A 16,495-nucleotide genomic window follows, 5' to 3' on the forward strand; every position below is an offset into this window, starting at 1 on the left:
TTTGGCGATGATCTGAAATCACCGAGGAGGACAGCCATGATCATCGACACTCATCTGCACCTGATCGACCTGTCGGCGCTGCGCTATCCCTGGCTCAGCCGCGAGCCGGCGCTCAACCGCGATTTCCCGCACGCAGAATATGCGATCCAGGCCCGCCGCGCCGGTATCGAGGCCGCGCTGCATATCGAGGTCGACGTCGATGAAGCCGACATCCAGGCCGAGACCAGCCATGTGAAGGCGCAGTCGCTGGAGAAGGGCAGTCTGTTGCGCGGGGCGATCGCCTCCTGCCGCCCGGAGGAGGCCGGCTTCGCCGCCTATCTCGGGCGCCAGCAAGCCGACCGTTTCGTCAAGGGGTTCCGCCGCGTGCTGCATGTCATGCCGGACGAGCTTTCGGACAGCGCGCTGTTTCGCGAAAACATCAAGCGGCTTGCCGGCACCGGCCTGACCTTCGACCTCGTCGTCCTGCCGCATCAGATTCCAAGGGCGGTTGCGCTCGCCGATCTGGCGCCGGATGTGCAGTTCGTGCTCGACCATTGCGGCGTGCCCGACATCAAGGCCAGTGCGGAACATCCGTGGCGCGAGCATATGACCGAGATCGCGCGGCGTCCCAATGTCATCGGCAAGATCTCCGGTGTCGTCGCCTATGCCGATGCCGGCTCATGGACCGTCGAGACCTTGCGCCCCTATGTCGAGCACACGATCGGCATTTTCGGCTGGGACCGCGTCGTGTGGGGCAGCGACTGGCCGGTGTGCACGCTTGGCGGTGGCCTTGCCACCTGGGTGGCGGCGACACACGCGCTGATCGCGGGCGCCAGCCCTGAGGAGAGGACGAAATTGCTGTCGGGCAATGCCAAGCGGATGTGGAAGCTGTAGCGCGGTCGGACACCGATTGCCTGCAAGCGCGCAGAACGCCATGATAGCGCTACTTCACGCCAATACCTGCCGTCAGGCCGCCATCGATCCTGTAGTCCGCGCCGGTGCAGAAACCGGCCTTCGACGAGCACAGGAAGGCGATGAGTTCCGCCACTTCCTCCGGTTCGCCGATACGGCCGAGCGGATGCGCCGCGCCGAAGCGCTTGTAGGCCTCTTCGACATCGGCATCGCTGCCGCCGTCACCGCGCGCAGCCTTCTCCAGGATCGGCGTGCGGATCGAGCCCGGGCTGACCGAATTGACGCGGATGCCTGATGCCGCGTAGTCGAGCGCCAGCGAGCGCGTCAGCGTGTGGATGGCGCCCTTGGTCGTGGCATAGGCGGCGACGTTCTGCTGGCAGGCAAAGCCCTGCACCGAGGCGACGTTGACGATGGCGCCGCCTCCGCGCTTGATCATTTCCGGAATGCCGAAATGCGCGGTCAGGTAGATCGAGCCGACATTGACCGTCATCGTTCGGTTCCAGGTTTCCCAGTCGGTGGTCGTCGCCGTGCCATAGGGATGGACGGCGGCTGAATTGACGATGACATCAAGGCCGCCGAACCTTGCGACGCCAGCCGCCACCGCGTCGCGCACCTGGTCGGAGATGGACACATCGGTTTCGATGACCAGCACCGCAGCTCCAGCGCTTTCCAGTTGCGCTTTCATCGCCGCATTGGCGCTGCGGTCGATGCCGCAGGCGATGATTGCGGCGCCACCGGCCGCAAGGCGTCTGGCGGTTGCCAGGCCAATGCCGGTCGTCCCCGTCACCAGGGCGACCTTGCCGTCGAAATCCATCATTTCTAAAAACTCTTCCATTTTCTATCGACTCCCATCGAGGTCCAACAATAAGTTGCCAACCTCTCGCAGAAGGAAAGCCGAAAATGGAACAATGCTGGCGCTGGTATGGGCCCGATGATCCGGTGACGCTCGATCATGTCAAGCAGGCGGGCGCCACCGGCGTGGTCTCGGCGCTCCACCATATCTATGACGGCCGGGCGTGGCCTGAGGCCGAAGTGCTGGAGCGCAAGCGCATTATCCAGGAAGCAGGACTGACCTGGTCGGTCGTCGAGAGCATTCCGGTCCACAATTCCTTCAAGATCGGCGCGCAGGAACGCGAGCGCTATGCCGGCTATTACCGCGATTCGATCCGCGCGCTGGCCAGGGCCGGCATCGCCACGATCTGCTACAATTTCATGCCGGTGGTGGACTGGACCCGCACCGATCTAGCCTACCGTCTGCCGACGACAGGCTACGCCCTGCGTTTTGATGCCGTTGATTTCGCCGCCTACGATCTGTTCGTGCTGAAGCGCAAGAACGGTGCTGACAGCTATACGCCGGCGCGTATTGCGCAAGCGGAAGCGCGGCTGAAGGAATTGTCGCCAGAGAAGATGGACCAGATCGAGCGCAATCTGATCGCCGGCCTGCCGGCTACAGAGCGCAAGTATGACCGCGACAGTTTTCGCGAGGCGCTTGCGGACTATGACGGAATCGGGCCGAAGGAGTTGCGCGGCAACCTCGCGTGGTTCCTGCGCGAGATCATTCCGGTGGCGGAAGAGGAGGGGGTGCGCATGTGTATCCACCCCGACGATCCGCCGTTTTCGCTCTACGGCCTGCCGCGCGTCGTTTCGACCGCCGAGGATGCGCGTTTCATTCTCAATGCCGTCGACAGCCAGGCCAATGGGCTGACGTTCTGCACCGGGTCCTACGGCACGCGCGCCGACAACGACATCGTCGCCATGGTCAAGGAATTCGGCGACCGCATCCACTTCGCCCATCTGCGCAACATCACCATCGAGGATGACGGCTCGTTCTACGAGGCCGAGCATCTCGAAGGCGGCACCGACATGGCGCATGTCATCCTGGCGCTGATGCAGGAGGAGGCGCGCCGCCGCAAGGAGGGCCGAGCCGACTGGCAAATCCCGATGCGGCCGGACCATGGCCACCTGCTCGCCGACGATATCGGCAAGACAAGGATCAATCCCGGCTACTCGCTGATCGGCCGCCTGAAGGGTTTGGCCGAATTGCGCGGCATCATGCGGGCCGTGGAAACGTTTGGGCTGGCTTGAAGGGGCAACGAACTGCGTTCAATGCCGACGCCGGCTCAGCGTGCGTCGCTGTAGATAATGCGGCCGGCGCGGAATGTCGTCCGATGACAATCAGATACCACGCTCGATCACGATCGCCCGGTCGCGGTGAGGCTCGTGATACAGCCGGTTGCCCTCATGGATTTGCACGGCCCTTAGTACGGCGCGCGGCTCGCTGACGGACGAGGAACCTAGCCGTTCGCCCCACGACCTGGCGGCGTGCTATTGTGTAGTGAAGTTCCGTTGCCCCGAGGTGAGCTAGAGGGGTACTCGGAAATCAAGTATGAATCATGAATAATGCAGTATTGATTTACGTTCGTGCAAGCAAAGGAACTGTAGTGATGGATGGGCACGACGGTCGTCGGAATGCGTTAAAGAAACTATACGTTTTCTCGATGCTTTTCGTTTTATTCACTTCAACATTGGTTATTTACGGAATTGGCGGATGGGTGGTTGCGTTTGGCAGCAGTGACTTCCGAGAAAGCCATGGTAGGAGAGGTATTTTTTTGGTTTTGTTAGCATGCTGCATGTTTTATGGATATATAAAGTATGACGAACATGAAACAAAAATCAGAATAAAACGGGATGAGCGCAAAGCTCTTGTGGTGAGATTTAAGCAGATTGTTTTAATTATATTTGTGTCCTTGTTTGTCCTTTTAATTGCCTAGAGATAATCTCACTATCGGAATGCGAACAATCATGGCGAAAGCCATGCACTTGAACACGGGACCACACAAGACACCTCCGATTGCCAGGTTGACAGAAAGCTGACAATGTATCATATCCGAAAAGCTGAGTATGTATCATATTATTCAGCGCTAGGAGAAAGACCGGCAAAGCCGGCGTCCCAGGGAGGCAATTTTGGGAGAGGCTATCAGCCAGTGGAGCAATTGGTCGGGCTATGTCACGGCCACGCCGCAGGCTTTTGCCGAACCGCAGAGTCTCGATGAGCTGAGTGGTGCCATTCGCAACGCGCCGGGACCAGTTCGATTCGCTGGCACGGGCCATTCCTTCACGCCTCTGGTTAAGAATGACGGGACGATCCTGTCGCTTGATCGCTTCGAGGGCCTGAGGTCGCACGATCCCGAAAGGCTGACAGCACGGGTCGGCGCCGGCACCAAGATCGGCGCGCTGGCAAAGCTGTTGCACGGCGTCGGCCAGGCGCTGCCGAACATGGGCGACATCGACAAGCAGGCGTTCGGCGGGGCGCTGGGCACCGCCACCCACGGCTCGGGCATCACGCTCGGCGCTTACCATACCCAGCTCGAGGCGATGCAGATCGTCGACGGGCGTGGCGCCGTGAAAGAGTTCGACCGTGCCAAGAGCCCCGACATGATCGAAGCCATGGGCGCTTCGCTCGGCGCTTTCGGCGCCGTCACCGAAGTGACGATCCGCAACGTGGCGAGTTACCGGATGCGGCACCGCCGCTGGACGGCGCCGATTGCCGATGTGCTTGCGCAATTCGAAAGCACCATGACGGCGCATCGTTCGGCCGAGTTCTACTATGTGCCGTTTTCCGGCCAGGCGCTGCTGATTGCCAGCGACATCACCGAGGCGCCGGCGACGGTGCGTCCGCCGACGGAAGACGACGATGCGGTGACGACGCTGAGAAAACTGCGCGACTATCTCAGCTGGCTCCCTTGGCTGCGCCGCCGTCTCATCGGCTCGGCCTTCGCCAAGGTGCCGGCCGAGGATTATGTCGAGGAGTGGCTGAAGGTCTTCACCTCCGAGCGCAACGTCAAGTTCAACGAGATGGAATACCACCTGCCGTTCGAGGAAGGGGCGCCCGCACTCAGCGAAATCATTGCGCTGCTCGAGACGCGGTTTCCAGAGGTCTATTTTCCGATGGAGGTGCGCGTCGTCGCGCCCGACAATGTCTGGCTCAGCCCCTTCTACAAGCGCCCAACCTGTTCCATCGCCATCCATCACGGCGTCGAGCGCGATCCGATGGCGTTCTTCAACGCCGCCGAGCCGATCTTCAGGAAGCGCGGCGGCCGCCCGCATTGGGGCAAGATGCACAGCCTGACATCAAGGGAATTGAGCGCGCTCTATCCGCGCTGGAACGATGCGATGGCGGTCCGCCGCGAGATGGACCCGGACAACCGCTTCGTGTCGCCCTATATTGCCAGGCTGCTCGGCGTCGCGGCATGAGCTTGACCGACACCTATTTCGCGGAAATGTCGGGCGCGCTCAGGGCAGCCGGGATCTTTCAGCCTTGCCTGGTGCTCGATCTCGACCGGCTCGATCACAACATCGCTGCGATCAAGGCGAAGTTCGCCACGGGCCTCGATCTGCGCCTCGTCGACAAGTCGCTGCCATGCCTGCCGCTGATCGACCATATCCGCGCTGCGTTTGCGACCGACAGGCTGATGACCTTTCATCTGCCGATCAGCGCCGAGATGCTGAAAGTGTTTCCCCAAGTCGATCTCCTGTTGGGCAAGCCGATGCCGGTTGCCGGCGCCAGGCACGCGCTGACGAAGGGCGTTCTCGCCGGGCTCGGCGAAGCTACGTCGCGCATCGTCTGGCTGATCGATACCGAGGAGCGGCTGGCCGCCTATGGCTCGCTTGCCGCCGAGCTCGACCGCGAGCTGCGCGTCTGCTTCGAGGTCGATGTCGGCCTTCATCGCGGCGGTATCAGCGATCCCGACTCACTGGCCCGGGCAGTTTCCGCGTTGGCGAATTACCCGCGGCTGAAATGCGAAGGCGTCATGGCCTACGAGGCGCATATCGGCCATATCCCCAAACTGCTGGGAGGACCGGCCAAGGCGCGCGTCAAGGCGATCAGCCTGTTTCGCCAGTATGTCGCTTGCCTTGCCGCCGACCAGCGCAAGATCCTCAATCTTGGCGGCAGCAGCACCGCATTGCTCTATGACAGCTGGGTCGGCGCCAATGAATTGTCCATCGGATCGGCTTTTATGCTGCCGACCGATTTCGATGTGCCGAGCCTCAGCCAATTGCGGCCTGCCGCATTCATCGCGACGCCGATCCTGAAGGTGGTCGATGTCCAGGTGCCGGGCCTCGACCAGCGCTCCTGGCTGCTGCAGAAGCTCGGGCTGTTGCCGCGGCGCGGCTGTTTTCTCTATGGCGGAAAATGGATGGCGAAGCCCGTCCATCCCGTGGGGATGAAGACCGACAAGACGTTCGGCTTTTCGACCAATCAGCAATTCATGGCGCTGCCCGACAACGTCAATGTCGGGCCTGACGACTACGCCTTCCTGCGTCCGACCCAGAGCGAATTCGTGCTACAGCAGTTCGGTTCGATCCAGGTCTATTCCGGCGGGAAATTCGTCGAGCAATGGGCCGCACTGCCGTTTTCGTAGAGCAATTCCAGGAAAAGTGTGAAGCGGTTCCGTCCGGAGTTGCGTCAAACAAAGAGACCGAAGTGGAGGAGGATAGGATGGTCGCCAAGGCAGTCAAAACTCAGCCCGTGCAGCCTGAATGGGCAGCCGAACTCGACCTCGCCCTCACCGATCTCGACGCCAGGAAGGACGACTGGGCGCAGACCTCGAATGGCGAGCGGATCGCCTTGCTGCGGCAGGTCAAGGATCACATCCGCGAGGTCGCCGAGGCGTGGGTCAAAACCGCGACGCGCAAGAAGGGCATCCCGACCGGCTCGCCGCTGGAAGGCGAAGAATGGCTGGCTGGCCCGGCGGCGCTGATGGATGGCTGCAACCAGTTCATCCACACGCTCAGCCTGATGGAGGGCAAGAAGTTTCTCGACAGACTGCCGGTCCGCACCTTGCCTAGCGGACAGGTGGCGGTAACGGTGGTTCCGAATTCGCTCTGGGACAAGGTGTTGTTCACCGGGCTGAAGGCCGAGATCTGGATGCAGCCCGGCGTGACCAAGGCGAACCTCGCCGCAAACACCGCATCGGCCTATGACGCGCCGCGCACCAGCCGCAAGGGCAAGATCGGCCTCGTGCTCGGCGCCGGCAATGTCGCCTCGATCGCGCCGCTCGACTGCCTGCACAAGCTTTTGGTCGAGCACCAGGTGGTTCTGCTCAAGATGAACCCGGTCAACGACTATCTGATCGATTTCCTGCGGCCGGCGCTGCGGCCGCTGATCGAATTCGGAGCGCTGCGCATCGTGCGCGGTGGCGCCGATGTCGGCGCGTATCTGTGCAACCACGATCTCGTCGACGACATCCACATCACCGGTGCCGCCGCCTCGCATGACGCGATCGTCTGGGGGCCTGGCGAGGAGGGCCGCAAGAACAAGGCGGCGGGCACGCCGCGCAACAGCCGGCGTATCACCTCGGAGCTTGGCGGCGTGGCACCCACCATCGTGGTGCCCGGTCCGTGGTCGGATGCCGATATCACCTACCACGCCGAACTGATCGCTACCCAAAAGCTCAACAATTCCGGTTTCAACTGCATCGCCTGCCAAATGCTCGTGTTGCCCGAAGGCTGGGGCAAATCCGATGCGCTTTTGGCAGCACTCGAAAAGGTGATGCAGAAAGCCCCGTCGCGCCCGGCCTATTATCCCGGCGCGACCGAGCGCCTCGCCGCCTTCGAGGCGCACGCCGACACGGCACAAAAATTCGAGCGGCCTGGCGGGCCCGCCTGCGTTGTGGTGCCGTTCCGGCCGGGCACGGACGCCTATCTCGAAAATGCCGAGGTGTTCGCGCCGGCGCTCAGCGTCATGCGGCTGCCGGCGGGCAATGCGGAATCCTATCTGCGCGCCGCTGTCGCCTACGCCAATGAAAAGCTGCACGGCACGCTTGCCGCCAACATCCTCATCCATCCCAGGACGATCGCCGAGATCGGCCGGCAGCGCTTCGAGGAAATCATTGCCGAACTGCGCTATGGCGGCATCGGCATCAATTCCTGGAGCGGCGTTCTGTTCGCGCTGCTGCGCCCGACCTGGGGTGCTTTCCCTGGCCACACGCTCGACGACGTGCAGAGCGGCATCGGCGTCGTCCACAACACCTATTTGTTCGACAGACCGGAACGCAGCGTGCTCGAAGCGCCGTTCCGCATCATGCCGAAGCCGGCCTGGTTCCTGACCCACAAAAGGGCACACATGGTCGGCCGCCTGATCACCGAGTTCAACTACCAGCCGAGCCTCCTGAAGCTGCCGCGCATCATCTGGAACGCGCTGCGCGGCTAGCAACGAGCATCCGATCTCGAAAACAAAAGCCGGCACAGGAGCTACGACAATGGCTGACGCGGACGCAATCATCGTTGGCGGCGGGCTGGCCGGCCTGGCCGCAGCCGCGGAACTGGGCGATGCCGGCAAGCGCGTGATCATCGTCGAGCAAGAGGGTGGCGGTTTTCTCGGCGGCCAGGCATTCTGGTCGCTCGGCGGCCTGTTTTTGGTCAACACGCCCGAGCAGCGCCGCCTGCGCATCAAGGACAGCCGCGACCTCGCCTGGCAGGATTGGCTGGGTTCTGCCCAGTTCGACCGGCCCGAGGACCATTGGCCAAGGAAAGTGGCGGAAGCCTATGTCGATTTCGCCGCCGGCGAGATGCGGCCGTGGCTCTACGCCATGGGCATGCGCTGGTGGCCGGTGGTCGGCTGGGCCGAGCGCGGCGGCGCGCTGGCCAATGGCCACGGCAATTCAGTGCCGCGCTTCCACCTGACATGGGGCACTGGGCCGGGCGTGGTCGCGCCGTTCGAAAGGCGCGTGCGCGAGCACGTCGCCAAAGGGCTGATCACTTTGAAATTCCGTCATCAGGTCAGCCGGCTGATCAAGACCAACGGCGCGGTCACCGGCGTCGCGGGCGAAATCCTGGAGGCATCCGATGTCGAGCGCGGCAAGCAGTCGAGCCGCACGGCCGTCGGCGATTTCGACCTTTCGGCCGGTGTCGTGATCGTCACCTCCGGCGGCATCGGCGGCAATCATGAGTTGGTTCGCAAGGTCTGGCCGGTCGGGCGGCTGGGGCCGGCGCCGAAGCGTATGGTTGCCGGCGTGCCGCACCATGTCGACGGCCGCATGGTGGCGATCACCCAGGACGCCGGCGGGGCCGTCATCAACGCCGACCGCATGTGGCACTATGTCGAGGGGATCAAGAACTGGAATCCGATCTGGCCGAACCACGGCATCCGCATCCTGTCTGCGCCGTCGCCGCTATGGTTCGACGCTTTGGGACAACGCATGGAGGCGCCGTTCTTCCCGAGCTTCGATTCGCTCGGCACCTTGAAGCGTATCCTGTCGACGGGACACGATTATTCCTGGTTCGTGCTGACCAAGACGATCGCTTCGAAGGAGTTCGTGCTCTCGGGTTCGGAGCAAAACCTCGACTTTACGGCCAAGGATTTTCGGGCCGTGCTGAAGAACCGGCGCGGCGGCAAGGCGCCGCCATCGGTGGCGGCGTTCCTGGAAAAGGGCGAGGACTTCGTCGTCCGCGACAACCTGGCCGACCTGGTCGCCGGGATGAACGCGCTGTCAGGCGACAATCTGCTCGACTACGACCGGCTCAACGCCCAGATCGTGGCGCGCGATCGCGAGGTCGACCATGCCTATACCAAGGATGCGCAGGTCACAGCCATCCGCGGCGCTCGCAACTACATTGGCGACAAGATCTTCCGGGTGACCAAGCCGCACAAGATACTCGATCCCAGGCACGGGCCGCTGATCGCGGTGCGCCTCAACATCCTGACGCGCAAAACGCTTGGCGGCCTGCACACCAATCTCAATTCGCAGGTTCTCGACGGCAATGGCGAACCCATTGCCGGGCTCTATGCGGCAGGCGAGGTGGCCGGCGGCGGTGGCGGCGGCTATCACGGCTACAATGCGCTGGAAGGGACATTTCTCGGCAGCTGCATCTTCTCCGGCAGGAACGCAGGCCGGCACGCCGCGGGCAGGTGACGCGGCTGGCGGGCCAAGAAAAGGTCGATGAGAACAGGACATCCGCCATGTTCCATGGATAGCGACTGCTTTCGATCGCTTGCGGCAACCCAGGCGGTCAGCGAGTTGCGGCTTGCCGGCGCCGACGGTTCCCATGCGCTGGTGCTCGGCGCTGCGGCCCGTCAGAGGCCTGCGTTACGCTGGCGCCACCGCGAAATTGAGCTTGAGGTCCTGAAGGCCTGGCCGCAAGGTCGGCCGGGCTACCACTCGGCGAAGGAGCCGTCCTTGTGACGCCAGACCGGGTTGCGCCAGCGGTGGCCTTCCCTGGCCCTTTCCTTGACGTAGTCCTCGTCGATTTCGACGCCGAGGCCGGGACCATCGGGGATTGCGACATAGCCATCCTCGTAGCGAAAGACGTCCTTGTTGGCGGCATAATCGAGCAAATCGTTTGCGGCGTTGTAGTGGATGCCGAGGCTCTGTTCCTGGATGAAGCAGTTGTAGCTGACGGCATCGAGCTGCAGGCAGGCGGCGAGCGCGATCGGGCCGAGCGGGCAGTGCGGCGCGACCGCAATATCATAGGCCTCGGCCATCGCCGCGATCTTGCGGCATTCGGTGATGCCACCGGCATGCGAGAGGTCGGGTTGGATGATGTCGACGGCGCCTTGTTCGAACACCGATTTGAAATCCCAGCGGCTGTAGAGCCTCTCGCCGAGTGCGATCGGCGTCGAGCCGAGGGCGGCGATCTCCTTCAGCGCCTCGCGATTTTCGCTCAGCACCGGCTCCTCGATGAACATCAGCCGGTAGGGTTCCAACTCCTTGACCAGCATGCGCGCCATCGGCCGGTGGACGCGGCCGTGGAAATCGACGGCGATGCCAATGTTGGACCCAACGGCCTCGCGCACCATGGCGACTCGTTCGACAGCCGCATCTATTCTGTCATGGCTGTCGACGATCTGCAGTTCCTCGGTGCCATTCATCTTCAGCGCCTGAAAACCGCGCGCCACCACTTCCCTGGCGCCATCAGCCACTTCCGCCGGCCGGTCGCCGCCGATCCAGGAATAGACCTTGATGCTGTCGCGCAGCTTGCCGCCGAGCAGTTCGTGCACAGGCACGCCGAGCGCCTTGCCCTTGATGTCCCATAGCGCCTGGTCGATGCCGGCAATGGCGCTCATCAGGATCGGCCCGCCGCGGTAGAAGCCGCCGCGATGCATCACCGTCCAATGGTCCTCGATCAGGCGCGGGTCCTTGCCGATCAGATAATCGCCAAGTTCCTTGACCGCTGCCTCGACCGTCAGCGCACGGCCTTCGACCACAGGCTCGCCCCAGCCGGTAACGCCGGCATCAGTCTCGATCTTCAGGAACAGCCAGCGCGGCGGGACGATGTAGGTGGTGAGCGAGATGATTTTCATGCTGGTCTCAGTTGTTCTTGAGTTTCTTGGCGCTGACCAGGTCGCGCGCCGCAAGGTCGAGGATCCGGCCTGCCGCCGCACGCGCCGCCGCGGCATCGCGCATGCGCAGCGCCTCGACCACCTCACGGTGCGCCGCCACCGCTTCCATGCGCCGGGCGAGCGAAATGGTCGCAGTTGCTTCGAGCGAGAATTTCAGCCCGGTGTCGATAAGATTGCCGATCTGGCGGAAGATCGGGTTGTGGCTCGCGGCATAGACGATCTGGTGGAAAGTGATGTCCGAGCGCGAGAAGGCGGCGAGATCCTCGCCGGCATTGGCCATGCCGCGCCAGGCGGCTTCGAGATCGGCGATCTCCTGCAGCGTCGCACGAGTCGCCGCCAGTTCAGCTACCAGCGGCTCGATGGCGCGGCGCGTCTCGAGGATGGCGTCGAACAATTTGTCGTCCAGTGCATGCGGCGCGTGCCAGGCCAGCACCTGCGGGTCGATGATGTTCCAGTTGTCCTGTTCACATACAACCGTGCCGATGCGGGGCCGCGACAGCACCAGCCCCTTGGCGGCCAGCACCTTCAAGGCCTCGCGGATGACGGTGCGGCTGACGCCATATTCGACGCCGAGTTCGTTTTCGGTCGGCAGGGACGAGCCGGCGGGATAGCGTCCGGAAAAGATGTCTGAGGCAAGCGCCTTGGTCACATCGGGCATGACGCGCGGGCGGCGGGTGTCGCCTGATGCCTTCTTCGAAGTGTCGGTCACCTCAGCCCTCCTCCAAGGCGGCGAAACCACTGATCTCGCGTCCCCGGCCTTACCGGATGCGGATGATTTGCGCCAGCGATCCCTGGTCAGAGCATGTAGCTCAATTATCATACCAGATCAATTGACGAGTATGATAAAAAGAATTAGAGACTCTGCATCCGGGCTGAGCGCCCGGCCATCGCTGGGAGGTAATCATGCGACTTCTGAAGACCGCGCTCGTCGCGGGCGCCCTTGCCGTGCTGTCCGTCACGACCATCGCTGCATATGCTCAGGACACCAAGATAGGTTTTATCGTCAAACAGCCCGAGGAGCCGTGGTTCCAGGACGAATGGAAGTTCGCCGACCAGGCCGCCAAGGAGAAGGGTTTTACCCTGGTCAAGATCGGCGCCGAGGACGGTGAGAAGCTGATGTCGGCGATCGACAATCTCGGCGCGCAGGGCGCGCAAGGCTTCATCGTCTGCACGCCTGATGTGAAGCTCGGCCCCGGCATCGTCGCCAAGGCCGCCGCCAACAATCTCAAGCTGATGACGGTTGATGACCGTCTGGTCGGCGCAGACGGGAAGGCGCTGGAAGACGTGCCGCATATGGGCATTTCGGCGACCAAGATCGGCGAGGCCGTCGGCCAGGCGATCGTCGACGAAATGAAGGCGCGCGGCTGGAAGGCCGACGAGGTTGGCGCCATCCGCGTCTCCTATGATCAGTTGCCGACCGCCGTCGACCGGGTCGAAGGCGCCATTTCGGTGCTGAAGGCCAACGGCTTCAAGGCCGAAAACATCTTTGACGCGCCGCAGGCCAAGACCGATACCGAGGCTGCGCTCAATGCGGCGACGGTGGTACTCAACGCCCATGCCGACATCAAGAAGTGGGTCTCCTTCGGCCTCAACGACGAAGCCGTTCTCGGCGCCGTGCGCGCTTCCGAAAGCGTCGGCATCCCGGCCGAAAACGTGATTGGCGTCGGCATTGGCGGCGCGGATTCGGCTATCAACGAGTTCAAGAAGCCGACCGCCACCGGCTTCGTCGGCACGGTGATCATCTCGCCGAAGCGTCACGGCTACGAGACTGCGCTCAACATGTATGACTGGGTCGCCAACAACAAGGAACCCGAGAAGCTCATCCTGACCGCCGGTGCGCTGGCCAAGCGCGACGACTACCAGACGGTCCGCAAGGGTCTCGGCATCGAATAATCCTCCCTGTACAAACAGGCGGCGGCTCATAGCCGCCGCCTGTTTGGCATGGCAAAAGGATAGGCGCCCCATGTCCCTTCTCGACTTCTCGGAAATCACCAAGACCTATCCGGGCGTCAAGGCGCTGTCCGGCGTCTCGTTCAGCGTCGACAAGGGCGCCGTGCATGGCTTGATGGGCGAGAACGGCGCCGGCAAATCCACGCTGATCAAGATCCTGTCGGGCGACCAGCATGCCGATGACGGCGCAATCAGCATCGACGGCGAGGTCCAGGCCTATTCATCGACGAGGGATGCCTTCGACAATGGCGTCATCGTCATCCACCAGGAACTGCAGCTGGTTCCTGAGCTCACTGTTGCCGAAAACCTCAGCCTCGGCCGCTTCCCCGCCAACGCCGGCATCATCGCCCGTGCCAGGATGCTGGACGATGTTGGCGCCAAGCTGAAATCGGCGGGCATCGACATCGACATCAGCCGCAAGGTCAAGACGCTGTCGATCGGCGAGCGCCAGATGGTCGAGATCGCCAAGGCGATCATGCTCGACGCGCGCGTCATCGCTCTGGACGAGCCGACCTCGTCATTGTCGTCGCGCGAAAGCGAAATCCTGTTTGCCCTGATCGACCGCCTGCGCGGCGAGGGCAAGGTCATCATCTATGTATCGCACCGGCTGGACGAAGTGTTCCGCCTCTGCGACAGCCTGACCGTGCTGCGCGACGGCAAGCTCGCGGCGCACCATGCGTCGCTGAAAAACGTCACACGCGACCAGGTCGTCGCCGAAATGGTCGGCCGCGAAATCTCCGATGTCTGGGGGTTTCGCCCACGCCCGGCCGGCGATGTCCGGCTGAAGGTCGACGCTGTTTCCGGAGTAAAACTGACGACGCCTGCCAGCTTCGAGGCAAGGGCCGGCGAGATCGTCGGCTTCTTCGGCCTGATCGGCGCGGGGCGCTCGGAACTGATGCGGCTGGTGTTCGGCGCCGACCCGCGCTCAGGTGGCACCATTACCGTTGATGGCAAGGTCGTGCATGCCACCGATCCGCATGACGCGATCCGCGCCGGGATCGTTTTGTGCTCGGAAGACCGCAAGCATGACGGCATCATCCAGGGCCGCTCGATCGAGGAGAACATCAACATCTCGTCGCGGCGTCATCACACACGCTTCGGAATCTTGAACCGCGCTAGCGAGATCGCCACCGCCGAGACCTTCATCAAGAAGCTCAAGGTGCGCACGCCGTCGCGCAAGCAGGACATCATCAACCTCTCCGGTGGCAACCAGCAGAAGGTCATTCTCGGCCGCTGGCTGTCGGAGCAGGGCGTGCGCGTGCTTATCGTCGACGAGCCGACACGCGGTATCGATGTCGGCGCCAAAGCGGAAATCTACGAACTGCTCTACCAGCTTGCCGAAGACGGCATGGCGATCGTCGTCGTCTCGTCCGAACTGCCGGAAGTGATGGGCATTTGCGACCGCATCCTGGTGATGTGCGGCGGGCGCATCAGCGCCGAACTCGCGCGCGACCAGTTCGCCGAAAAAGCGATCCTGGCCGCCGCTCTTCCCGATCAGAAAACCCCCGACGCGATCGCATCCTGAGGATCTTTGCCATGACCGATCAGTTGAAGAAGATCCTGCTCGGCGAACAGGGCCTCGTCGTGATCTTCATCGTCGCCTTCGTGCTGGTGTCGCTGCTGGTGCCGAATTTTCTGACCGACCGCAACATGCTCGGCCTGCTGCAGTCGGTGGTCACCGTCGGCATCGTCGCCTGCACGATGATGTTCTGCCTTGCCGCGCGTGACTTCGACCTCTCGGTCGGCTCCATCGTCGCCTTTGCCGGCATGGTCGCGGTAATGGCGTCGAACTATACCGGTTCGATCCTGCTCGGGCTTCTCGCGGCAATCACCTGCGGCGCCTTCGTCGGCTTCATCAACGGCGTCGTCATCGCCAAATTCCGCATCAACGCACTGATCACGACGCTTGCCACCATGCAGATCGTGCGCGGCCTTGCGCTGATCGCATCGGACGGCCGCGCCGTCGGCATCAACAGCCCGGATTTCTACCAGCTGGCGCTGTCGAAGCTGTTCGGCATTCCGACGCCGGTCTGGGTCCTGGCCGTGCTGTTTTGCATCTTCGGTTTTGTCCTCAATCGTACCGTCTTCGGCAAGAACACGCTGGCCATCGGCGGCAACCCGGAGGCCTCGCGCCTGGCCGGCGTCAATGTCGACTGGACGCGCATCTGGATCTTTGCTCTGCAAGGCGTGGTCTGTGGCATCGCCGGCATCCTTTTGGCCTCGCGCATCACGTCGGGCCAGCCCAATGCGGCGGTCGGGCTTGAACTCTCGGTCATCTCGGCCTGCGTGCTCGGCGGCGTCTCGCTTGCCGGCGGCCGCGCCACCATGTCGGGCGTCATCGTCGGCGTGCTGATCATGGGCATCGCCGAAAACGCCATGAACCTGCTCAACATCCCGGCGTTCTACCAATACATTGTGCGCGGCGTGATCCTGCTGCTTGCCGTTTTGCTCGACAATCTGCGTTCGTCGGCACTGGGCCGGCGCTGACCATCTTCCAGTGGAGTGACAGCCATGGCTGAGCGCCTGTCCGGCAAACGCATCTTCCTCACCGGCGCCGCGCAAGGCATTGGGCTTGCCATCGCTGAAGCTTGCCTCGCCGAAGGGGCAAGGCTGTTCCTGGTCGATCGCGACGGCGCGCTGCTGGACAAAGCGGTCGCCGGCCTAGCAGCGCCGCAGGGCCATGTCGGGCATGTCTCAGCCGACATCAGCGACGGTGCCGCGATTGCCGCAGCCGTCGGTCAAGCGACCGACGCGATCGGGCCGATCAACGCGCTGATCAACAATGCGGGGATGAATGTGTTCTCGACGCCGCTCGAGGCGACCGAGGAGGAGTGGAACCGCAATTTCGACGTCAACGTCAAGGGCGCCTGGAATTGCAGCAAGGCGGTGCTGCCAGGAATGATCGCAAATGGCGGTGGCGCGATCCTCAACATCGCCTCGACGCACAGCTTCACCATCATCCCTCATACCTTCCCTTATCCCGTGGCCAAGCACGCGCTGCTTGGGCTGACCAAATCGCTGGCGCTGGAATATGCCGGGCAGGGCGTGCGCGTGAACGCGCTGGCGCCCGGTTATGTCGAGACGCAGAAGGCGACCGACTATTGGAACAGTTTTGCCGATTCGGTTGCGGCGCGCGCCAGGACGCTGGCGCTGCATCCCGGCGGCCGCATCGCCTCGGCGCGCGAGATCGCGCTGGCCGCTGTGTTCATGATTTCTGAGGAGTGCCCGTTCATGAACGCGGCGACCCTCGTCGTCGATGGCGGGCTCAGCCAGCTACAGCATCCCGCCTGAACGCTGGAGAGGCTCTATTTC

14 protein-coding genes are annotated in these 16,495 nt (G+C 62.9%); 11 read left to right on the forward strand and 3 right to left on the reverse strand.

The genetic code is table 11. From position 1 onward, the window contains the following. Window positions 1-36 precede the first annotated feature (36 nt). The gene (locus tag NKL04_RS02910) at window positions 37-873 is read left to right on the forward strand and encodes an amidohydrolase family protein (RefSeq protein WP_023702119.1); all 837 of its coding nucleotides are present in this window, start codon (window positions 37-39) and stop codon (window positions 871-873) included. 49 nt (window positions 874-922) lie between these two features. On the opposite strand, the gene NKL04_RS02915 is transcribed toward NKL04_RS02910, so the two are convergent. After that, window positions 923-1,708, reverse strand: a complete 786-nt coding sequence (locus NKL04_RS02915) for an SDR family NAD(P)-dependent oxidoreductase (protein WP_023681201.1) — start codon at window positions 1,706-1,708, stop codon at window positions 923-925. Between the two features lie 83 nt (window positions 1,709-1,791). Here NKL04_RS02915 and uxuA point away from each other — a divergent pair, with 83 nt between their 5' ends. The 6 genes from uxuA (at window position 1,792) to NKL04_RS02945 (ending at window position 9,806) form a co-directional block, all read left to right on the forward strand. Beyond that, entirely contained in the window at window positions 1,792-2,976 is a 1,185-nt protein-coding gene (gene uxuA, locus NKL04_RS02920) for a mannonate dehydratase (protein ID WP_023687892.1), read from the forward strand. Between the two features lie 308 nt (window positions 2,977-3,284). After that, window positions 3,285-3,662 (forward strand): hypothetical protein, encoded by a 378-nt coding sequence (locus NKL04_RS02925; RefSeq protein ID WP_156033774.1) that lies wholly within the window; start codon window positions 3,285-3,287, stop codon window positions 3,660-3,662. Between the two features lie 193 nt (window positions 3,663-3,855). Beyond that, entirely contained in the window at window positions 3,856-5,145 is a 1,290-nt protein-coding gene (locus tag NKL04_RS02930) for a D-arabinono-1,4-lactone oxidase (protein ID WP_023815861.1), read from the forward strand. Continuing rightward, on the forward strand, window positions 5,142-6,314 hold the full coding sequence (locus NKL04_RS02935; protein ID WP_023702123.1) for an alanine racemase: 1,173 nt from the start codon (window positions 5,142-5,144) through the stop codon (window positions 6,312-6,314). The genes NKL04_RS02930 and NKL04_RS02935 overlap by 4 nt, the downstream gene beginning before the upstream one ends. 77 nt (window positions 6,315-6,391) lie before the next feature. Continuing rightward, complete coding sequence (locus NKL04_RS02940) at window positions 6,392-8,104, forward strand: aldehyde dehydrogenase family protein (RefSeq protein WP_050593588.1); 1,713 nt, start codon at window positions 6,392-6,394, stop codon at window positions 8,102-8,104. Between the two features lie 49 nt (window positions 8,105-8,153). Further along, window positions 8,154-9,806, forward strand: coding sequence for an FAD-binding dehydrogenase (locus NKL04_RS02945; protein ID WP_023702125.1), 1,653 nt, complete (start codon window positions 8,154-8,156; stop codon window positions 9,804-9,806). Between the two features lie 239 nt (window positions 9,807-10,045). Here NKL04_RS02945 and dgoD read toward each other — a convergent pair whose 3' ends face one another. Then, window positions 10,046-11,194 carry a galactonate dehydratase gene (gene dgoD / locus NKL04_RS02950; RefSeq protein WP_023702126.1) on the reverse strand — a complete coding sequence of 383 codons (1,149 nt, stop codon included), beginning with the start codon at window positions 11,192-11,194 and terminating at the stop codon, window positions 10,046-10,048. Window positions 11,195-11,201: 7 nt separating this feature from the next. Beyond that, on the reverse strand, window positions 11,202-11,942 hold the full coding sequence (locus NKL04_RS02955; protein WP_023687899.1) for a FadR/GntR family transcriptional regulator: 741 nt from the start codon (window positions 11,940-11,942) through the stop codon (window positions 11,202-11,204). 194 nt (window positions 11,943-12,136) lie between these two features. Here NKL04_RS02955 and NKL04_RS02960 point away from each other — a divergent pair, with 194 nt between their 5' ends. From NKL04_RS02960 to NKL04_RS02975, 4 genes are all read left to right on the forward strand, one after another. Next, complete coding sequence (locus tag NKL04_RS02960; RefSeq protein WP_023668118.1) at window positions 12,137-13,126, forward strand: arabinose ABC transporter substrate-binding protein; 990 nt, start codon at window positions 12,137-12,139, stop codon at window positions 13,124-13,126. A gap of 70 nt (window positions 13,127-13,196) precedes the next feature. Then, window positions 13,197-14,708 (forward strand): L-arabinose ABC transporter ATP-binding protein AraG, encoded by a 1,512-nt coding sequence (araG, locus tag NKL04_RS02965; RefSeq protein WP_023702127.1) that lies wholly within the window; start codon window positions 13,197-13,199, stop codon window positions 14,706-14,708. Window positions 14,709-14,719: 11 nt separating this feature from the next. Then, window positions 14,720-15,670, forward strand: coding sequence for an L-arabinose ABC transporter permease AraH (gene araH, locus NKL04_RS02970; protein ID WP_023685302.1), 951 nt, complete (start codon window positions 14,720-14,722; stop codon window positions 15,668-15,670). A gap of 24 nt (window positions 15,671-15,694) precedes the next feature. Continuing rightward, complete coding sequence (locus NKL04_RS02975) at window positions 15,695-16,474, forward strand: SDR family oxidoreductase (RefSeq protein WP_023702128.1); 780 nt, start codon at window positions 15,695-15,697, stop codon at window positions 16,472-16,474. Window positions 16,475-16,495 lie beyond the last annotated feature (21 nt).

Source organism: Mesorhizobium sp. C264A, assembly GCF_040324515.1.
Taxonomy (GTDB): Bacteria; Pseudomonadota; Alphaproteobacteria; order Rhizobiales; family Rhizobiaceae; genus Mesorhizobium.

Excerpts from the sequence above, each read along its gene's own strand:
- NKL04_RS02910 (WP_023702119.1), top strand. The coding sequence starts at position 37 with ATGATCATCGACACTCATCTGCACCTGATCGACCTGTCGGCGCTGCGC.
- NKL04_RS02915 (WP_023681201.1), bottom strand. The coding sequence starts at position 1,708 with ATGATGGATTTCGACGGCAAGGTCGCCCTGGTGACGGGGACGACCGGC.
- uxuA (WP_023687892.1), top strand. The coding sequence starts at position 1,792 with ATGGAACAATGCTGGCGCTGGTATGGGCCCGATGATCCGGTGACGCTC.
- NKL04_RS02925 (WP_156033774.1), top strand. The coding sequence starts at position 3,285 with ATGAATAATGCAGTATTGATTTACGTTCGTGCAAGCAAAGGAACTGTA.
- NKL04_RS02935 (WP_023702123.1), top strand. The coding sequence starts at position 5,142 with ATGAGCTTGACCGACACCTATTTCGCGGAAATGTCGGGCGCGCTCAGG.
- NKL04_RS02940 (WP_050593588.1), top strand. The coding sequence starts at position 6,392 with ATGGTCGCCAAGGCAGTCAAAACTCAGCCCGTGCAGCCTGAATGGGCA.
- NKL04_RS02945 (WP_023702125.1), top strand. The coding sequence starts at position 8,154 with ATGGCTGACGCGGACGCAATCATCGTTGGCGGCGGGCTGGCCGGCCTG.
- dgoD (WP_023702126.1), bottom strand. The coding sequence starts at position 11,194 with ATGAAAATCATCTCGCTCACCACCTACATCGTCCCGCCGCGCTGGCTG.
- NKL04_RS02960 (WP_023668118.1), top strand. The coding sequence starts at position 12,137 with ATGCGACTTCTGAAGACCGCGCTCGTCGCGGGCGCCCTTGCCGTGCTG.
- araG (WP_023702127.1), top strand. The coding sequence starts at position 13,197 with ATGTCCCTTCTCGACTTCTCGGAAATCACCAAGACCTATCCGGGCGTC.
- araH (WP_023685302.1), top strand. The coding sequence starts at position 14,720 with ATGACCGATCAGTTGAAGAAGATCCTGCTCGGCGAACAGGGCCTCGTC.
- NKL04_RS02975 (WP_023702128.1), top strand. The coding sequence starts at position 15,695 with ATGGCTGAGCGCCTGTCCGGCAAACGCATCTTCCTCACCGGCGCCGCG.